Genomic DNA, 16,303 nt, shown 5'->3' with positions numbered 1-16,303 from the left:
CACCACCTTTTAGACTTTATGCTCGATGAGGCCATCCCTGTTACTCGCGTTAATTCTTCTTGATTTTGGATGGGGAGCTACAGGGCAAAAGCGTTTTGTATTCTGTATTCCTTGCTACATTCTGAATTTGGAATTGCTGGGGTCGCTCATATCTAGTTACGCATCTTGTCCACAAAATGTTACATTAAGGGTTAAACCTTGATTATTAGCTGGTACTTAAAGACCAAAATTAGCAGTAAATGGTCATATATTGCCAAATTACCCAATAAAATTGTCTACTATGAGTGCAGAACCAAATACCTCAGTAATTTTCGACGAAAACCAAGAATCCTTTCCTAATTCCCCCGAATCCCTGACCACCGAATCGGAAGCCAGTGTCACCGATGAAGCCAAAACTGTGACGGATCAGGCCGCCTCTAGCGAGGAATTTTCCTTTCTAGGCGGAATGACTATCGATACTCTACAAGAGGAAATTGATACTCTCAAACAGCAGTTAGAGGAACAAACCCAACAGGTTGATGCCTACAAGAAACGCTATATCACTCTAGCAGCCGAGTTCGACAATTTTCGCAAACGCACAGCCAAGGAAAAAGAGGAACTGGAAACAAAAATCAAGGGCAAAACCCTGATGGAAATTCTTGGCGTGGTGGATAATTTTGAGCGCGCCCGTACTCAAATTAAACCGGCTAATGATGGCGAGATGGGTATTCACAAGAGTTACCAAGGGGTCTATAAAATCTTAGTAGAGAGTCTCAAGCGTTTAGGCGTTTCCCCCATGCGTCCGGAAGGTCAACCCTTTGATCCCACCTACCACGAAGCGATGATGCGGGAGTACACCGATGAACATCCCGAAGGCACGGTGGTCGAGCAGCTAGTGCGAGGATACACTCTCGGAGAAGATGTTTTGCGTCATGCTTTGGTAAAAGTGGCCGCCCCCAAAGAGACAGATCCTAACGCTGCTCAGTCAGAAGCGACTGCCATCCCATCCCAGGAATCAGTCTAAAATCCCGATGGGGATTAAAGCAGTTTGAGGGTTAGGTATTAGCTGGTAGGGTATGTATTCCCTCCCTATCCCCTATTCCCACTGAAAGACTTTTTCTCTCTTGACCTAAAGTTTGCTGAAAAAGTTTTTCGTGGGGGCAGGGTGTGGGTTGTAGGATTTTACCCATAAGAGCCAAAGATATTATCCCACAAGGTTTTTAGATTTATTCAGCAGGCCCTATTGATCTTTTAATTAAAAACGCTTCTATACCCAAGGCTTTTGCTCCTTGGTAATCCTCTTTTTTACTATCGCCAATATGCCAAGCTTGTGCGGGGGAACAATCATGTTTTTGCAGGGCGATTTGAAAAATTTCAGCATCGGGTTTAGCTGCTCCTGTCTGGGAAGAAATCGTGATCGATCGAAAAAAATATTCTAAGCCTAATTCGGCCAAAACTTGGTAGATACGACTATCAAAATTAGAAATAATGCCCAACTCGATCCCCTGAATCTGCCAGAGTCTTAAAGCGGGAATGACATCCTCGTACAGCACCCAAGGCTCGGCCGTGGCAAAATGACGGTAAAGTTCGCCAAAAAAAGCCTCAAAATCGGGAAATCGTTCCAGATAACCTAAATTATTAAAAACCGCCCCAGTCAGCGATCGCCACCAGCGATACTCTAACTCGGGAATTTGTGCCGGTTCAACCTCAGGAAAAGCTAAGGGGGGAGCAGTGGGGAAAATAGCCGAGAAAGACTGTTCTATAGGCTCGGCCGCCACCTCTACCCCAAAATCCGCCGCTATTTGACTATAAATTGCTCCGACACTGCCTTTTACCCCAAAAATGGTCCCCACAGCATCGAGAAAAATAACTTGCGGTTTCTCCATGAGAGTTTTGTCTTTAACGGTCTAACTGAGGTTTTTAGGGTCGGTCCTTTAGCTGGTCTAACACACCTAACAATTGCTCATTTTAAAGGATTATGGCGAAAATTCTCGGATCACTTGCCAAACCCTTAATACCTCTGCCACTGTCCATGCTTGGGCAAAAGCGCCCCTAGGGGTAAAAGGGGCATTACCATCGAAAATTTCGCTTAAATTACCGATACAGCTATCCCGAAGATGGTCGATCATCGGTGTTAAAAAACTCTCAGCTAGGATGGGATCGCGATAGACTTTCAGATGGGCCTCGATAAATGCCCCTAATAACCATCCCCAGACTGTCCCCTGATGGTAGGCACTATCTCTTTTTAAGCGATCGCCACTGTAAACGCCAAGGTAATCAGGATGATCGGCATCTAGCGATCGCAAACCGCGAGAAGTCAACAATTTTAAAGCACAAATATCGACAATAGCCCTTTTCTGTGAGGAATTTAATAACTCCTCCACCGACAAAGACACGGCAAAAAGTTGATTCGGTCGTAAACTGGCATCATTACCCTTGTCCGTATCCAAAACATCGTAACAATACCCCAGAGAATCATCCCAGAAGCGAGAGAACCCTTTTAGGGTCATTTTTCTCATTTTTTCGTAATCAGTGGCATCCATGCCCAAATAATGGGCAAATTGAACCATTATTTTGAGGGCATTGAACCAAAGGGCATTAATTTCTACGGGTTTGCCGATGCGGGGAGTAATCACCAGATCATCAACTTTGGCATCCATCCAAGTCAATTGTACTCCCGCTTCGCCGGCATAGATCAAACCATCGTCATCTAGGTGAATATTGTAGCGAGTACCGCGACGAAACCAAGCGATCACTTCCGTTAAAGCGGGATAAATAGTTCTGAGAAACTCAAAATCTTGGCTTTGGTTAAAATAGGAACGAATGGCTTCAAAATACCAAAGAATAGCATCGACAGCGTTATATTCGGGCATTTCTCCCCCATCGGGCAGTAAATTCGGCAATAAACCCTGGTCTAGATAACGGGAAAAAGTTAGTAAAATCTGACGCGCGATCGCAGATCTGCCTGTAGTCAAAGTTAATCCTCTTAGGGAGATCATCGTATCGCGACCCCAATCACCAAACCAAGGATAACCCGCGATTATCGTTTTGCCCTCCGGTTGATCCCGGAGAGGACGACTAACGATAAACTGGTCGGCAGCGAGGGTAAGTTGTTGAATCCATTCGGGCTGCTGGGGATTAATCAGACTATTTTCGTAGCGATAGCGAGACTCTAGAGAAGATTGACCGTCTAAATTCGGATCGGGACGGGTACTAGCGGCAATTGTCACCGATTCTCCCACTTTAAGAGTAGCCGAAAAACTAGCCCCATGAAGATGATTTTCTCGATCGATTAAACCACGATAACGTTCCACGGCCAAATCAAAGCGATAATACCAGATATGAGCGGGAAAAACCTCTCCCTGACTGATTAATAGATAAAAAGGTACAGCATTGTCATAGGCAATCACTCTGACTCCTTTTTCTAGGGGACTAATAGCCATTTGCCAGTTAAAACCCTGGGTATTGCCGTGAAAATCACGATAATTGACAAAAGCAGTCAGATTGAGAGTTAGGGGAGAATTGCCACGACGGTAGGTATAGTGAGTATAGGTGGTATTTTCTCCCTGTTCCATCCAGATACGCTTTTCTAGTAAGGCATCCCCGCAGATAAAAGTCCAGACGGGAATTGTGCCTTCCAGATGAAAACTTTCGATATTAATATAGCCTTGCGGTTCGATCGTAGCACCTAACCAGCGATTGCTGGCCAGATGATAAATTTTCTGGTTATATTGTATCGATTCATCGATTTTAGTCACAAGAAGCGTTCTTTGTGTCGGTGGAGCCAAAGCAGCGATCAAGAGACCATGATAACAGCGAGTTAGCAATCCGGCCACAGTTCCCGCGGCAAAACCACCAATACCATTAGTGACTAACCATTCGCGCTTTTCAGCCACCGGGAGATAATTGCAGATATCTCGACCAAAACGGAGCTTGACCATGGGCTTCCCAATTCCTAGTAATTTTGTTATAATCAAAAATTGTGTCTTTATATCTATAGACTAACTCTATCTTAAGGAGAAAAATCAGCAGTGAGTAAACGTACTTTAGAAGGAACCACGCGCAAACAGAAGCGCACTTCCGGATTTAGAGCGAGAATGCGTAGCGTCAACGGACGTAAAGTGATTAAAGCTCGTCGGAAAAGAGGGCGCTATCGTTTAAGTGTTTAGGTTATTCTGGGAACCGACTAATTTTCGTGGGACTACCCCAAATTCATCGCTTAAAACATCGACAGGATTTTCAAGCTGTCTATGGAACAGGGAAGCGTTATCACGGTTCCCACTTAACCTTAATTAGTTTAGAGGATTCTTGCCCAGATGCCCCCGGCCCCAGTCGTTTTGGTATCTCGATTAGCAAGAAAGTTAGTAAAAAAGCGGTGGTTCGTAATCGACTAAAAAGACAAATAAGAGCGGTAATTCGGGAGTTATTGCCAGAAATAGCGGCAGGATGGCGAGGGATAATCATTATCCGTCCAGGGGCGATCGAGTGCAATTATGAACATTTTTTGCGAGAATTAAAGCAGTTGTTAGTGAAGGCGAATATAATTCATGGGCATTAAAGAAGAAACTTTTTATGAAGGCGGTCCGCACATCGGCGACCTAATCATCAATATCCTGCTAGGATTTACGGTGATTTGTTTGCCTTTAACCGTTGGGGCAGTGGTACGGGCAATCTGGTTAAGATATAAGATAACCGATCGGCGGATTTCGATCACTGGGGGTTGGATGGGACGCGATCGCACAGATATTATCTATTCAGAAGTGGCAAAAGTGGCAAAAATGCCGAGAGGAATTGGTGTTTGGGGGGATATTGTCGTAACTCTCAAGGATAGAAGTCGTTTAGAAATGCGCGCGATGCCGAAATTCCGGGAAATTCATGACTACATTGCCGAAAGAGTCGCCGATAAAACCGGTCGTCCCCTAGAATCGATCATCAGTCAATAAAACAAAATAATCGATCGCCTCGATTCGATAAATTAGATTTGTTACAGTGCCACCCCATTAAACGAGAAGACATAGATTAAACCCATGGATTTTGGAGTCGGATTTATTTCCACAAATATCATGTTGCCAATCCTAGATTTTTTCTTTCGGATTGTGCATAGTTACGGTTTCGCCATCATTGCTTTAACGCTGGTGGTGAGATTTGCCGTCTTTCCCCTCAGTGCCGGCCAGATTCGCAATATGAGAAAAATGCGAATCACTCAACCCTTGATGAAGGAAAGACAGGCAGAAATTCAACAACGCTACAAAAATGACCCGCAAAAACAACAGGAGGAAATGGGCAAATTAATGCAGGAGTTGGGCAATCCCCTGGCCGGTTGTTTACCCCTGCTATTACAAATGCCGATTCTTTTGGCTTTATTTGCGACGCTGCGGGGTTCCCCCTTCTCGGATATTAACTATACCGTCGATTTACAGGTGCTGCCGGCTGAACAAATCGCCCTCGTGCAGCGCCAACCCTATGGCACCAAACCCCAAAACGTCTATATTGACGAGTCTCTCCACTATCCCATCACCGCTTTTTTACCCCAAGGCAATAAAATCGCTCCGGGAGAACAGGTAAAAATCGACCTGCAAAACGACCAGGGCAAGTCTTTAAGCCAATTAGCCACGGAAGCACCGGAAAATAACCTAAAACCCACCTACGAGGTGGTTAAAGGTCAAGAACTGGTGCAAGTTAATGAAGACGGTTCCATCGTCGCTTTAGCCCCCGGAGATGCCAGTATTAAAGTTATCGTGCCGGGGATTGCCGCTAATACGGGTTTTCTCTTTATTGAGGCCCTGGGAAGAATTGGGGCAACCGGTGCCAATGGTGAAATTCACTGGGATATTTTGGCGATGGTGATCGCTTTCGGTATTAGTATCTATGTTAACCAAGAGTTATCCGGTGCCGGCGCTCCTTCGGGGGGGGCAGCCCAACAACAGCAAACGGTGAATAAAATCACCCCGATAATTTTTAGTATGATGTTCCTGTTTTTCCCCTTACCAGCGGGGGTATTGATGTATATCTTAACCGCGAACATCTTCCAAACTATTCAAACGGTGATTTTGATGCGGGAACCGTTACCGGAAAACCTGCAAAAATTGGTAGCGGAACAGGAAAAAACGGAAAAATCCCGCGATGCTCTCCCCTTTGAAAAACGTTCTAGCAAGAAAAAGGAAAAAACATCGTAATGAGTATATGGGAGCAAAATAGCGAGAAAGCTAAACAATGGCTGGAAAAACTGCTAAAGTTGATAGCCATGCCCGCAGATGTCCAGATTGGTGTGCAGGAATTGGGAACTGGACCTTCCTCCTGTTGGTTAATTATTGATAGTAGTCAATTGAGTCCCCAACAAGTGGAACTTCTCCTCGCTAACAAGGGTGAGGGACTGGATGCGATTCAATCCCTAGCTAATACGATTCTGAATATTGGTGTCGAGGCGGCAGAACATCAGTTCTATATTGTCGAAATCAATGGCTATCGTCAACAAAGACAGGCAGAACTTTTCGACTGGGTGAATCAAGCGGCGACGCAAGTGCGGCAAACAGGGCAGGAAATAGAATTAAAAGCCCTATCTTCGGCGGAACGTCGCCAAATCCATGCCTTTTTTCAGGAAGAAAACGATTTAACCACGGAAAGTCGCGGCGTGGAACCCGATCGCCGGTTAGTAATTCGTTTAAAATAAGACCAAAGGGTGGGATAAAACCTGCCCTCTTTTTTATTTTAGGGGCTGCTGAAAAAGCTTTTCTGGGGGCAGGGTGTGGGGTGTGGGGTGTGGGGTGTGGGGTTTGATCGATTTTCAGGTGGTCAACTACCTAATTTTCAGGGAAAAAGTACCTGAATTTTCCCCCCTATCCCCGCAATGGCTGGCACTTTTTGAGGGGAAAAAAGTCCAAAAGTCTTATCCAACAAGGTTTTTATATTTATTCAGCAAACCCTATTTTAGGCTTTGGCTTTCTTGTTCACTCTAAAATTGAGTTGAGAATTACCACGGCCGTGGAGATATAAAATTAGAAAATACGACCACCTCGACGGTTGGGAGCTAAACCACGATTACTGGGTGTAAAGCAGTAGGCATCGCGATTGATTCGTCGAATATTCTCTTGTAAAAATCGATCACAATTGCCCTCTGGAACGATAATTGTTTGATAGAGCGATTTTCCCGATAGATTACTATAGTAAGGAATCCAAAGAATACCCAGATTTTGAAATCCATATTTGAAGTGTAGTTCTTCCCCGCGTTTCTTTGCTTCGTATTCGGTCTTCCAAGCTGACTCGGCAATTACTCGCAGACCTTCAAAATCGGCACTGTGCCAGTCAAGACGTGGAGCAGCGAAAACCTCACCGAAAAATGTACTCGAAAATGCCATGCACATCATCAATAAAGTGATTTCTTTTCTGATATTCACGAAAAATAGCCCCTGTTTTGAGTAAGCTAAACGGCTTTTACTTCGGATCACCGATATAGACTCCAAAAGGGTTATAGCTATTGGATCATGCAGGTTAAGCGCCGTTTAGCTTAGGAATGAAGGACAGTTATCATTTTAGTGGGCTTTACTATTGATAACTGAAATATTTTTTATTTTAACCTCAGTTCGAGATAAGCCGAAACCCTAATTTTACCGTAGCCAGTCAGTCCTATTCTTTCCTGAAAGTCATGGCACAATCTGCTTAACCGGAACTGACGTTATTTTAGCCAGATATCTCCTTTCTCTTCTGTCTTTTCGCCTGTTTTTGCTCTCAAAGCTCTGGCAGCCAAAATTTTGTCATCGATTGACGTTGTTAATAGTGGGATTAACTCCCCATCCAACTTTAAAAACACCCCACACCCACGAAAAACTTTTTGCCGCAAACCCTAGTTAATAACTTAACTTCAGAGCATTTACAGGTACATCATCCCAAGATTCTACGGTTCTTAAAACTGCCACCCACCCCGCTTGTTTTTGTTCGTCCGTAAGATTGGTTAACCAACTTTGATGACAATCTTTTGCCGCTTGTTCGTCTTGACAGGCAATACAAGCTTGTACTAAACCACAGGGATCAATCTGTTCATTTACCCAAATAATCATAGTTAATAGCCCTACTTAACTTTATTATTATAATCCATCGATCGCCCACAGAGAAACTTTTGATATTGATAACCTGTTACATAATTGGAGGATAACTCTGAGAGTTGACAGTCCGATAAATCTATTGAAGAATGGAAATTAATTAACCATAATTCAAAAGGGGGGGAAGATGACAGATTAAAATTTGGCTTTTGTTCTGGGTTAACTAAGAGAAACTTAGGGGTTTTATCGGGAAATCTTTGGTTAAATTCCCAAGCAATTCCCATCATTTCTCCCACCTGCACTAAACTCCTATAGCTAGTGGCAATTACTAACGGATAACGGCTATTATTTTCGATAGTGGTAACTAATTTATCTGGGCGATAATACTTACGATAGCCTAAATTAAAAGTCACACTTAGGGAACTAACTAAAGCCATGATAATTACAATAATTACTATTCTTTTCTGCTTCCTTTGCCAACAATTATCTAATAAAATTGCTAGAATTAAAATTACCGAGGGAAAGTAAACAAAACTATATCTAGCTCCCCGGGTAATATCGATCGAAAGCAGATAGGTGATGACAAAGAAAATGGCAATTGAACTGAGAAAAAATGCCGAGAGAATGCCTAATTCGGGTTTATAGGAGTCTAGCCATGCTGTTTTTAATTGTGGGATAATCCAGAGAAAAAAACCGATCATTATTGCCCCAGAAATCAAGATAATTATTAAAGATTCTGATTCGACGGGGAGCAGGGAAAGCATAGTAATTAATGTTCCCAGCAATTGAAAAAAGGGGCTAATTACGGACAAAAAACTATCATTGTCTCTCTGAATCCAACTGGTCATCTGATTGCCATAATCTTTGGGTACAAACGTGATAAACCAAATAATAATAAAGCTCAAGTTACCTAAAAAAAATAAACTTAAACGCCACCAATTAGTTATCCAAAAGTTTTTTTGTTTGATTTGATTGAATAAAATCCATAATAAAGTTATCGCTTCCGCTAGGATAGTTAAACTAAAAAAATAGTGGACTAATAACCCTAGACAGTTGACAATTAACCAGAAAAAAACCAAAGTATGGGATATTCTCTTATGGTCGATAATTTTGATGCTTGCCTTAAGAAAACAGCCTAAAGATATGAGGACAAATACAACCGCTAAAGTATAATGACGCGCTTCTTGGGAGATAAAAACCGCGTAGGGAGAAACCGCCATTAAAATCGCCGACAGAAAAGCGATCGAGCCAGATTTAAAGACCAATTTACTGATAAAATAAATTAAAGGAATCGAAATAACTCCCCAAAAAACTGCCAGCGATCGCATTCCTGCTAAAGATACATATTCTCCCCGATCAAAGAATAATTTATTCCAGAGATAGGCGAGAATAAAATATAAAGGTGGATGATTGTCCTCCTGAATAACTAATTTAATTACATCGGCAATAGTTGCCTGATGGTTGCTCTGGAGAGGTGCTAATAAAGTGTCTAGGGAAATTATTTGATTTAACGGCACTATCTGGTAATTATTGCCAATACTAAAAACCATAGTGGCAAATTCATCCGTCCAGGGAGGTTTGCTCGTTAATTGTGTTAACCTAATAACCAGTCCCAAAATTATTACTAATCCTAACCAGCAAAAATCAGACCAAGATAACCGCTCCTTGCTTCTTTGTTGTAGATCAGAAATGACTGTAGATAAATTCAATTTAATTGTTATCTCCAAAAGATTCGATTATTTTAACCGCTTCCGATGGGGAAATATCTTGACGGCAATTAGGATAATCATACTCCTCCCGGGCAATTAATGCCCCACTGAGACGATAAAAATATTCTCCCATTTTCATCCAATCGGAATACAAATCGGGTTCGGGGAATTGTTGCCTTAATTCCGAGTCTTTGGGTGTACCATAATTAAGCCAGTATCCTTCCCCAAATAGTGGGGAATTGAGCGCTAGGGTTCCCTCTAATTCTAAACCATCATCGCCCCTGGCGTTTTCGATTCCTTCCACCAAAAAACAGCTATTCTCGGCATTTTCAAAGAGGACTGCGTATCCTTTCCCCTCTTCTGCGAGGATTTTAATCTCGCTGGCCCGAAATCCGGGGGGGATATATTTAGGTAAAATAATCTTAGCATCTAGCGATCGCAGTTGTTGCCGTTGACTGGCGCTCAAAGTTACCGTTTCTGCTCTCAAATATTGCCCATTGTCAATAATAACAATAGATAATCCTAAAACTAAAGGCCAGAAAAATTTTATGGTCATAATCGCTGTTTCTAGGGTCATATTCTGGAGAATATGTCAGTTTTTAGGCAATTTACTGATTATTTAACCATATAAGCGACGAATATTGCCCTTTTCCTGTTCCCGATTCCCTATTTACCGATTCTAATCGACAAAAAATCATAGCTTATCTGTGGATTCCACTTTTTTCCACTTCTGTCACCCGGAATTATGGGACTGACATCACCCCAAACCCTCTCGTATTCTAAGGTTATCGACAGGAAAGAGAGGTGACAACCATGTTAGCCAACCACCAAAATCAAACTTTTGTCCGTAACTACTTAATCGCAGTTATCTCCGTGGTGATGATGGGTGTGGGAGTTGCCGATCTCGTCAATAATCCCTCCCGAATCGCTCAACAAAACCGTCTTGATGGTTATGGTCGCTATGTTAGCGCTGGTTTGGTTAGTGGTGCGGTCAATAATATGCGTTAATTTGCCTCTGATTCTCAATCCTGTTGAAAAGGTGTGAGGAATTATGAATTATGAATTATGAATTATGAACTGGGGAGAATAAATAAAAATAATCTCCTGATAACTGATAACTGATAACTGATAACTGATAACTGATAACTGATAACTGATAACTGATAACTGATAACTAATAACTGATAACTAATAACTAATAACTGAAACTGCCTAAACCCAAGAATGGAGGGCGCGTAATTGGGGCGTTTTTTTAGCTTGGTGGCTCTGCATTCTTTGTAAAACATCATCGAGAATTGTCACCGCTTCACGGATATATTCCCCCTTATTAAGCATGACACATTCGGCTCTTTCGGCCATAGCGGCATCCGTAATCTCGGCCCGGGAAGGAATACTTTTCTTGACCAGATTTTCTAGGACTTGGGTGGCCCAAATTACTGGAATATGGGCCGCTTCGCATAACCAGAGAATTTCCTCTTGAATTTCTGCGAGTCTTTGATAGCCAATTTCTACGGCCAAATCACCCCGGGCAATCATCACCCCAAAAGGTTGTTTACCGGCGGCATGGATGATTAATTCGGGTAGATTTTTCACGGCTAAAGGTGTTTCTATTTTGGCCACAATTGCTTTTTGTCGCCAAGCATCCCCCAAACGACTTTGTAACTCTAGCTGTAGTGTCTCGATATCGCTGGCTTTTTGCACAAAAGAGTAACCGATAATATCGGCATTTTGGGCAATAAAATCTAAATCTTGCCGGTCTTTTGCGGTCAAAGGATCGATATTTAAGACGGTATCGGGGAAATTTAGGCCTTTATCTGCTTTGAGTTTTTCCCCTTTCTCCCTAGCGTGGGTAATTTTTAGTAAGAGACCTTCTGGCATTATGGCAATAACTTCAGCCCCAATATGACCATCATCAATCCAAACTTTCGCCCCGACGGGAATTTGGGGAATAATTTCCGGTTGGGAACAATTAGCCTGAAAATACTGAGGATGGGCAGTATGGGGCGGTTGGGTGGTTAAGAGGAGAAAATCCCCTTGATATAGTCTGGTTTGGGACTGGGGGGCTAAAATCTGTTCTAAACGGATTTTTGGGCCAGCTAAGTCCATATAAACCTTACAGGTATGTCCATTGACTAAATTTTCGGGATTTTTGACCGCCTCGCGCAGATTTTCGATCATTCCCTGCCACTCTTTGGGTCCATCATGGGCGCAATTAATGCGAATACAGTCCATCCCGCAACGCAGTAATTGAGCGATAAAATCGGGGTCGGTTGCCGCCTCCGTCGGCATTGTCACCATAATTCGCACCCGACGCCGGGGGGAAGGCAGACCGAAAACTTCGGCGCTATGGGAGGCTAAAAGTTGATCTCCTTGGAAAAATGCCTCTAAAGGGGGATGTTTGGGTAATAATGAGGCTTCTTGATGACAAACCGCCCCTAAAGTGGCAATTACCGCATCGAGAGTCGGTAAAACTTTCGATTCAATCCGGCCTAGGGAAGATAATCCCCAGGGCATTAAAGCTAATTGTAAATCCCGGATATCTTCTTGTCTCAGGGCGAGATAATAGGCTAAATTACGGGTGCTAGGTTGAAAATTCTCCTTTTCAATGAGGTTTTTCCACTGCTGCAATTTCTCCTCTCCTTCCACTGTCACAAAATGCCGTAACCTTTGCAGATGATGGAGGAGAGTTTGGGGGTAGGATAATTGTTCTCGTTTGAGTTGTTCTGAGAGAGTTAAAGACATAAAATTGAGTAAAAAGTAAAAATCGTCAATTAAGTAGGGAGGCACAATTATTTGTAGGATGGGTTAGCGGTAGCGTAACCCATGCGGGCGTTGGGTTTCATGCTTCAACCCAACCTACGTTCATCTTATATTTAATTCCACCCACCTACTTACTAAGGCAATACTTGCCTAGAAAATGCTCACTTTCGCCGCTTATATTGCTTTTGGCTGGTTATGGGGTCAGTTCTCAGGTATAATCTCTCTGTTTCTATACTAAGCAAATATCCCGTCTCTAGAAGTTAATTTTTGCTACGATTTATGTCGGTTATCTTAACGGTGAGGTGGAAAGTTTTAGGTTTCGTTTTCTGTGGTCGGTGGTGGATACTAGAAAGGCTAGGTTGATTGGTGAAAAATTATCGATAAGCTTCCTTGTCTTATGCCTTTGATAAAATTAAAAATAATGGCGGACATTGGTTGAATCAATTATCTTTTTTGAGCTATATTAAAGGTGACTAAAGTAATTAGTAACTACAGTATTAAGTTTTATGAAGGGAGGGAATGCTCCAGAATCGCGACTATAATGATTAAACAGATCATTCCTGTGTCGGCGAGAGCGAGAAAATATGTCTGCCACTGAATACGAAGCAATTATCGGTTTAGAAACCCACTGTCAACTGAACACCAGAAGCAAGATATTTTGTTCCTGTCCCACCAACTTCGATAGTCCCCCCAATACTAACGTCTGTCCCGTCTGTTTGGGTTATCCTGGGGTATTACCCGTCCTTAACCAAGAAGTCCTGGCCAGTGCCGTTAAACTGGGATTAGCTATCGACGGTAAAATCACACCTCATAGCAAATTCGATCGCAAACAGTATTTTTATCCCGACCTGCCGAAAAATTATCAAATTTCCCAGTATGATCTCCCTATTGTCGAACAGGGTCAACTAGAAATCGAGATCGTCGATAAAAAAACTAAGGAAGTTAGCCGCAAAATTATCGGCATTACCCGTCTGCACATGGAAGAAGACGCGGGAAAACTGGTTCATGCTGGCAGCGAACGTCTCTCCGGTTCCACCCATTCCCTCGTGGATTTTAATCGTACAGGTGTACCATTATTGGAAATCGTCTCGGAACCGGATTTACGCACTGGGGCCGAAGCGGCGGAATATGCCCAAGAATTAAGGCGTTTAGTGCGTTATCTCGGCATCAGTGACGGTAATATGCAGGAAGGTTCCCTGCGCTGCGATGTCAATATTTCCGTTCGCAAAAAAGGCACTAAAAAGTTCGGGACTAAGGTAGAAATTAAAAATATGAACTCCTTTAGTGCTATCCAAAAAGCCATAGAATACGAGATCGATCGACAAATTGAAGCGATCGAAAATGGCGAACCAATCGTACAGGAAACCCGTCTTTGGGAAGAAGCTACTCAACGGACGATTAGTATGCGGAAAAAAGAAGGTTCTAGCGATTATCGCTATTTTCCCGAACCGGATTTACCCCCCCTGGAAGTCTCCCCCGAACAGTTAAAAGCTTGGGCAGAAGAATTACCGGAATTACCCGCTCGTAAACGTCGTCGTTATGAAGAAGAATTTGGTCTTTCCCCCTACGATGCCAGGGTTTTAACCGATGATCGCACCGTGGCCGAATATTTTGAAACTGCTGTAATTGCGGGGGCCAATGCGAAATTAGTCGCTAACTGGATCAGTCAAGATATCGCCGCTTATTTGAATAATAATAAGCTGACGATCACAGAAATTGCCCTGCAAGCACCAGACTTAGCGGAATTAGTTAAACTGATTGAAACGGGAACAATTAGTGGCAAAATTGCTAAGGAAATTTTACCAGAACTTCTCAGCCAAGGCGGTTCACCAAAAGCGCTGGTGGAAAAGAAAGGATTAATACAAATTTCTGACAATTCTGCGATCGAAAAACTGATCGAGGAAATTATCGCCTCCCATCCAAGCGAGTTAGAAAAATTCCGGGCGGGTAAAACCAATCTTAAGGGATTTTTTGTCGGTCAAGTCATGAAAAAAAGCGGCGGTAAAGCCGATCCTAAATTAACTAGCCAAATCTTAGATCAAAAACTTTCTGGTTAGTTATATTAAGTGATCAGTAATCAGTAAACAGTAATCAGTGGGGAGCTTTTTTTCAGTGATCAGTAAACAGTGATCAGTAAACAGTAAACAGTGAACTTAAAACTCAAATCTGATAACTGGTAACTGATAACTGATAACTGATAACTGGTAACTGATAACTGATAAGTAGCTGGTTATAATTAAATTGAAGATAGATTTTAGGTTCGATCCCCCCTGCCCCCCTTGATAAGGGGGGTGCCGGTAGGCGGGGGGATCCCCCCTTAATAAGAGGGGCATCTGATAACTTTTAACGCCTACTTACTTAACTGATAACTGATAACTGATAACTGAAAATGACCTCGCAATTAAAGCCTAATAGCCCAAAAATCCTCGCTGTTGTCAACGGTAAAGGTGGTGTGGGTAAAACCACCACTGCGGTCAATTTAGCGGCAATTTGGGGGCAGAATCAGCGTGTTTTGCTGGTGGATGCGGATCCGCAGGGTTCCTCCACTTGGTGGGTAGAAAGAAATCAAGCGGGTATGGTATTTGATTTAGCCAAGCAAATTAATACCGAGAAATTAGGAGAATTGCGTCAAATTATCGAGTACGATCTGATCGTGATTGACACACCACCAGCTTTGCGCTCCGAATTACTGACGGCAGTAATAGCAGAATCAGATTATTTAATTTTACCGACTCCTCCCGCACCGATGGATTTAATGGCTTTAATTGACACGGTACGCACGGCAGTTAAACCCCTAGGAATTGCCTATCGGGTTTTGTTAACAAAAGTGGATTCCCGTAGTCTTAAGGAAACTTTGGAAGCACAAAATACTTTATTAGAATTAGGTATTCCTGCCTGTCATGCTTTTGTCAGAAATTATAAGGCCCACGAAAAAGCCGTTTTAGACGGGGTAGCTATTACCAATTGGCGCGGTAAAAATGCCCAAGAAGCCAGTGCCGATTATCGTCGTGTGGCCGAAGAATTAGAACGGGATTGGTAGATTTATCGACAGGTTTTCTAAGCACAATATTTTTGCAGTAAAGAAATGACTAAATCTAGACCATCGGGCTGAACTTGAACAGTATAGGCTTCGGCTTCAATTTGTCTGCTAAAACCCTGATAATTCATAAAAAATCTTCTGGTCATTGCTGGTGGTTCTATGGCTAAATTAAGAGCTTTAACTGTTTTGCCTCCATGACAAAGTTGAGCGGCATGGACAGCTTCATGAATTAATGTTGGTCGGGCAATACCTAAGTCAAAAACTAGGGGATGAATCCAAATAATTCTAGTTTTACTATCAAATAAACCGTAGGCTCCTCGCACTGGTGGCGGGGCAATTTTGACGATGAAATTGTGTTTTTCTAGAGCTTTTTGCAGCTGGAGAAAATCAGGGTTTGCCGCCGATAAATTTTCTCCTGCAGCTAATTGCATCCCTAGAAAAACAGCAGCGATTGTGTAATAAATGCCCATCAGGTGATAGTTCCTATTAAAAAAATAAGTAGTCGTGCAAAATTAATTTCCTAGTCGAGACAGGAGACAGGAGACGGGATACAGCTATTAGGGATCGGATTTGAGTTTTCAGTTCTCTGTTTGCTCACATCAGCAGAAGTCTGACGGAGTAGTGGCTTAGATGTGTAATTAGGGTTTGCTGAATAATGGTAAAACCCTTTTAAAATAAAGCTTTTGACCTGTTAAAGTCCGATGTTAGTGCAAGAAAATAGGATTGGGACGTTCAAAAACCTTGCATTATCCTTCTTGTAGTACATCGCTTGGTACAAA

The 16,303-nt window shown here is 42.6% G+C and carries 19 protein-coding genes; 10 read left to right on the top strand and 9 right to left on the bottom strand.

All coding sequences use genetic code 11. The features are described 5' to 3' along the window. Nucleotides 1-280: 280 nt before the first annotated feature. On the top strand, nucleotides 281-1,003 hold the full coding sequence (gene grpE, locus O9332_RS23060; RefSeq protein ID WP_002763110.1) for a nucleotide exchange factor GrpE: 723 nt from the start codon (nucleotides 281-283) through the stop codon (nucleotides 1,001-1,003). Between the two features lie 31 nt (nucleotides 1,004-1,034). Here the strand turns inward: grpE and O9332_RS23055 are convergent, their stop codons facing one another. From O9332_RS23055 to O9332_RS23045, 3 genes are all read right to left on the bottom strand, one after another. Continuing rightward, nucleotides 1,035-1,169, bottom strand: a complete 135-nt coding sequence (locus tag O9332_RS23055; protein WP_002763108.1) for a hypothetical protein — start codon at nucleotides 1,167-1,169, stop codon at nucleotides 1,035-1,037. A gap of 36 nt (nucleotides 1,170-1,205) precedes the next feature. Continuing rightward, nucleotides 1,206-1,865, bottom strand: coding sequence for an HAD-IA family hydrolase (locus O9332_RS23050; protein WP_288027587.1), 660 nt, complete (start codon nucleotides 1,863-1,865; stop codon nucleotides 1,206-1,208). Between the two features lie 90 nt (nucleotides 1,866-1,955). Then, nucleotides 1,956-3,920 carry an amylo-alpha-1,6-glucosidase gene (locus tag O9332_RS23045; RefSeq protein WP_288027585.1) on the bottom strand — a complete coding sequence of 655 codons (1,965 nt, stop codon included), beginning with the start codon at nucleotides 3,918-3,920 and terminating at the stop codon, nucleotides 1,956-1,958. Between the two features lie 90 nt (nucleotides 3,921-4,010). Between O9332_RS23045 and rpmH the strand changes: the two genes are divergently transcribed. The 6 genes from rpmH to O9332_RS28220 all read left to right on the top strand — a co-directional run bounded on the left by rpmH (nucleotide 4,011) and on the right by O9332_RS28220 (nucleotide 6,935). Beyond that, complete coding sequence (gene rpmH / locus O9332_RS23040; RefSeq protein WP_002739276.1) at nucleotides 4,011-4,148, top strand: 50S ribosomal protein L34; 138 nt, start codon at nucleotides 4,011-4,013, stop codon at nucleotides 4,146-4,148. Between the two features lie 26 nt (nucleotides 4,149-4,174). Then, nucleotides 4,175-4,537 carry a ribonuclease P protein component gene (gene rnpA, locus O9332_RS23035; protein ID WP_002797764.1) on the top strand — a complete coding sequence of 121 codons (363 nt, stop codon included), beginning with the start codon at nucleotides 4,175-4,177 and terminating at the stop codon, nucleotides 4,535-4,537. After that, on the top strand, nucleotides 4,527-4,922 hold the full coding sequence (locus tag O9332_RS23030; RefSeq protein ID WP_002784373.1) for a PH domain-containing protein: 396 nt from the start codon (nucleotides 4,527-4,529) through the stop codon (nucleotides 4,920-4,922). Before rnpA ends, O9332_RS23030 begins: the two co-directional genes overlap by 11 nt. 84 nt (nucleotides 4,923-5,006) lie before the next feature. Beyond that, entirely contained in the window at nucleotides 5,007-6,155 is a 1,149-nt protein-coding gene (gene yidC / locus O9332_RS23025; protein WP_002763097.1) for a membrane protein insertase YidC, read from the top strand. Continuing rightward, entirely contained in the window at nucleotides 6,155-6,649 is a 495-nt protein-coding gene (locus O9332_RS23020; protein ID WP_002763096.1) for a Jag family protein, read from the top strand. The genes yidC and O9332_RS23020 overlap by 1 nt, the downstream gene beginning before the upstream one ends. 73 nt (nucleotides 6,650-6,722) lie before the next feature. Next, nucleotides 6,723-6,935 (top strand): hypothetical protein, encoded by a 213-nt coding sequence (locus O9332_RS28220; RefSeq protein WP_353853438.1) that lies wholly within the window; start codon nucleotides 6,723-6,725, stop codon nucleotides 6,933-6,935. A gap of 39 nt (nucleotides 6,936-6,974) precedes the next feature. On the opposite strand, the gene O9332_RS23015 is transcribed toward O9332_RS28220, so the two are convergent. From O9332_RS23015 to O9332_RS23000, 4 genes are all read right to left on the bottom strand, one after another. Continuing rightward, nucleotides 6,975-7,424 carry a hypothetical protein gene (locus tag O9332_RS23015; protein ID WP_288027582.1) on the bottom strand — a complete coding sequence of 150 codons (450 nt, stop codon included), beginning with the start codon at nucleotides 7,422-7,424 and terminating at the stop codon, nucleotides 6,975-6,977. A gap of 399 nt (nucleotides 7,425-7,823) precedes the next feature. Then, a complete protein-coding gene (locus O9332_RS23010) occupies nucleotides 7,824-8,033 on the bottom strand; it encodes a hypothetical protein (protein WP_002752080.1) in 210 nt (69 codons plus the stop codon). 11 nt (nucleotides 8,034-8,044) lie between these two features. Next, nucleotides 8,045-9,724: a glycosyltransferase family 39 protein gene (locus O9332_RS23005; RefSeq protein ID WP_288027580.1), complete on the bottom strand. Its 1,680-nt coding sequence runs from the start codon at nucleotides 9,722-9,724 to the stop codon at nucleotides 8,045-8,047. 1 nt (nucleotide 9,725) lies between these two features. After that, nucleotides 9,726-10,301 carry a hypothetical protein gene (locus tag O9332_RS23000; RefSeq protein ID WP_288122663.1) on the bottom strand — a complete coding sequence of 192 codons (576 nt, stop codon included), beginning with the start codon at nucleotides 10,299-10,301 and terminating at the stop codon, nucleotides 9,726-9,728. A 236-nt stretch (nucleotides 10,302-10,537) separates the two neighbouring features. Between O9332_RS23000 and O9332_RS22995 the strand changes: the two genes are divergently transcribed. Continuing rightward, nucleotides 10,538-10,732, top strand: coding sequence for a hypothetical protein (locus O9332_RS22995; protein WP_002763089.1), 195 nt, complete (start codon nucleotides 10,538-10,540; stop codon nucleotides 10,730-10,732). Between the two features lie 204 nt (nucleotides 10,733-10,936). Here the strand turns inward: O9332_RS22995 and O9332_RS22990 are convergent, their stop codons facing one another. Further along, nucleotides 10,937-12,466 (bottom strand): pyruvate kinase, encoded by a 1,530-nt coding sequence (locus O9332_RS22990; RefSeq protein ID WP_043999463.1) that lies wholly within the window; start codon nucleotides 12,464-12,466, stop codon nucleotides 10,937-10,939. A gap of 602 nt (nucleotides 12,467-13,068) precedes the next feature. Here O9332_RS22990 and gatB point away from each other — a divergent pair. Further along, nucleotides 13,069-14,541, top strand: coding sequence for an Asp-tRNA(Asn)/Glu-tRNA(Gln) amidotransferase subunit GatB (gatB, locus tag O9332_RS22985; protein ID WP_002763085.1), 1,473 nt, complete (start codon nucleotides 13,069-13,071; stop codon nucleotides 14,539-14,541). 332 nt (nucleotides 14,542-14,873) lie between these two features. Further along, nucleotides 14,874-15,524, top strand: a complete 651-nt coding sequence (locus O9332_RS22980) for a ParA family protein (protein WP_002745320.1) — start codon at nucleotides 14,874-14,876, stop codon at nucleotides 15,522-15,524. 17 nt (nucleotides 15,525-15,541) lie between these two features. On the opposite strand, the gene O9332_RS22975 is transcribed toward O9332_RS22980, so the two are convergent. After that, nucleotides 15,542-15,994: a DUF8637 domain-containing protein gene (locus O9332_RS22975; protein ID WP_002763084.1), complete on the bottom strand. Its 453-nt coding sequence runs from the start codon at nucleotides 15,992-15,994 to the stop codon at nucleotides 15,542-15,544. Nucleotides 15,995-16,303 lie beyond the last annotated feature (309 nt).

Origin of the sequence: Microcystis sp. LE19-10.1B, assembly GCF_027530565.1 — a bacterium.
GTDB lineage: Bacteria > Cyanobacteriota > Cyanobacteriia > Cyanobacteriales > Microcystaceae > Microcystis > Microcystis aeruginosa.
This window is presented reverse-complemented; position numbering and strand designations above follow the sequence as displayed.

What these genes read in the sequence shown, in the direction of transcription:
- O9332_RS23045 (WP_288027585.1), bottom strand. Translation starts at nt 3,920, where the DNA reads ATGGTCAAGCTCCGTTTTGGTCGAGATATCTGCAATTATCTCCCGGTG.
- O9332_RS23055 (WP_002763108.1), bottom strand. Translation starts at nt 1,169, where the DNA reads ATGGGTAAAATCCTACAACCCACACCCTGCCCCCACGAAAAACTTTTT.
- O9332_RS23020 (WP_002763096.1), top strand. Translation starts at nt 6,155, where the DNA reads ATGAGTATATGGGAGCAAAATAGCGAGAAAGCTAAACAATGGCTGGAA.
- O9332_RS23010 (WP_002752080.1), bottom strand. Translation starts at nt 8,033, where the DNA reads ATGATTATTTGGGTAAATGAACAGATTGATCCCTGTGGTTTAGTACAA.
- O9332_RS23030 (WP_002784373.1), top strand. Translation starts at nt 4,527, where the DNA reads ATGGGCATTAAAGAAGAAACTTTTTATGAAGGCGGTCCGCACATCGGC.
- O9332_RS22995 (WP_002763089.1), top strand. Translation starts at nt 10,538, where the DNA reads ATGTTAGCCAACCACCAAAATCAAACTTTTGTCCGTAACTACTTAATC.
- gatB (WP_002763085.1), top strand. Translation starts at nt 13,069, where the DNA reads ATGTCTGCCACTGAATACGAAGCAATTATCGGTTTAGAAACCCACTGT.
- O9332_RS22975 (WP_002763084.1), bottom strand. Translation starts at nt 15,994, where the DNA reads ATGGGCATTTATTACACAATCGCTGCTGTTTTTCTAGGGATGCAATTA.
- yidC (WP_002763097.1), top strand. Translation starts at nt 5,007, where the DNA reads ATGGATTTTGGAGTCGGATTTATTTCCACAAATATCATGTTGCCAATC.
- O9332_RS22990 (WP_043999463.1), bottom strand. Translation starts at nt 12,466, where the DNA reads ATGTCTTTAACTCTCTCAGAACAACTCAAACGAGAACAATTATCCTAC.
- O9332_RS22980 (WP_002745320.1), top strand. Translation starts at nt 14,874, where the DNA reads ATGACCTCGCAATTAAAGCCTAATAGCCCAAAAATCCTCGCTGTTGTC.
- O9332_RS23000 (WP_288122663.1), bottom strand. Translation starts at nt 10,301, where the DNA reads ATGACCCTAGAAACAGCGATTATGACCATAAAATTTTTCTGGCCTTTA.
- grpE (WP_002763110.1), top strand. Translation starts at nt 281, where the DNA reads ATGAGTGCAGAACCAAATACCTCAGTAATTTTCGACGAAAACCAAGAA.
- O9332_RS23050 (WP_288027587.1), bottom strand. Translation starts at nt 1,865, where the DNA reads ATGGAGAAACCGCAAGTTATTTTTCTCGATGCTGTGGGGACCATTTTT.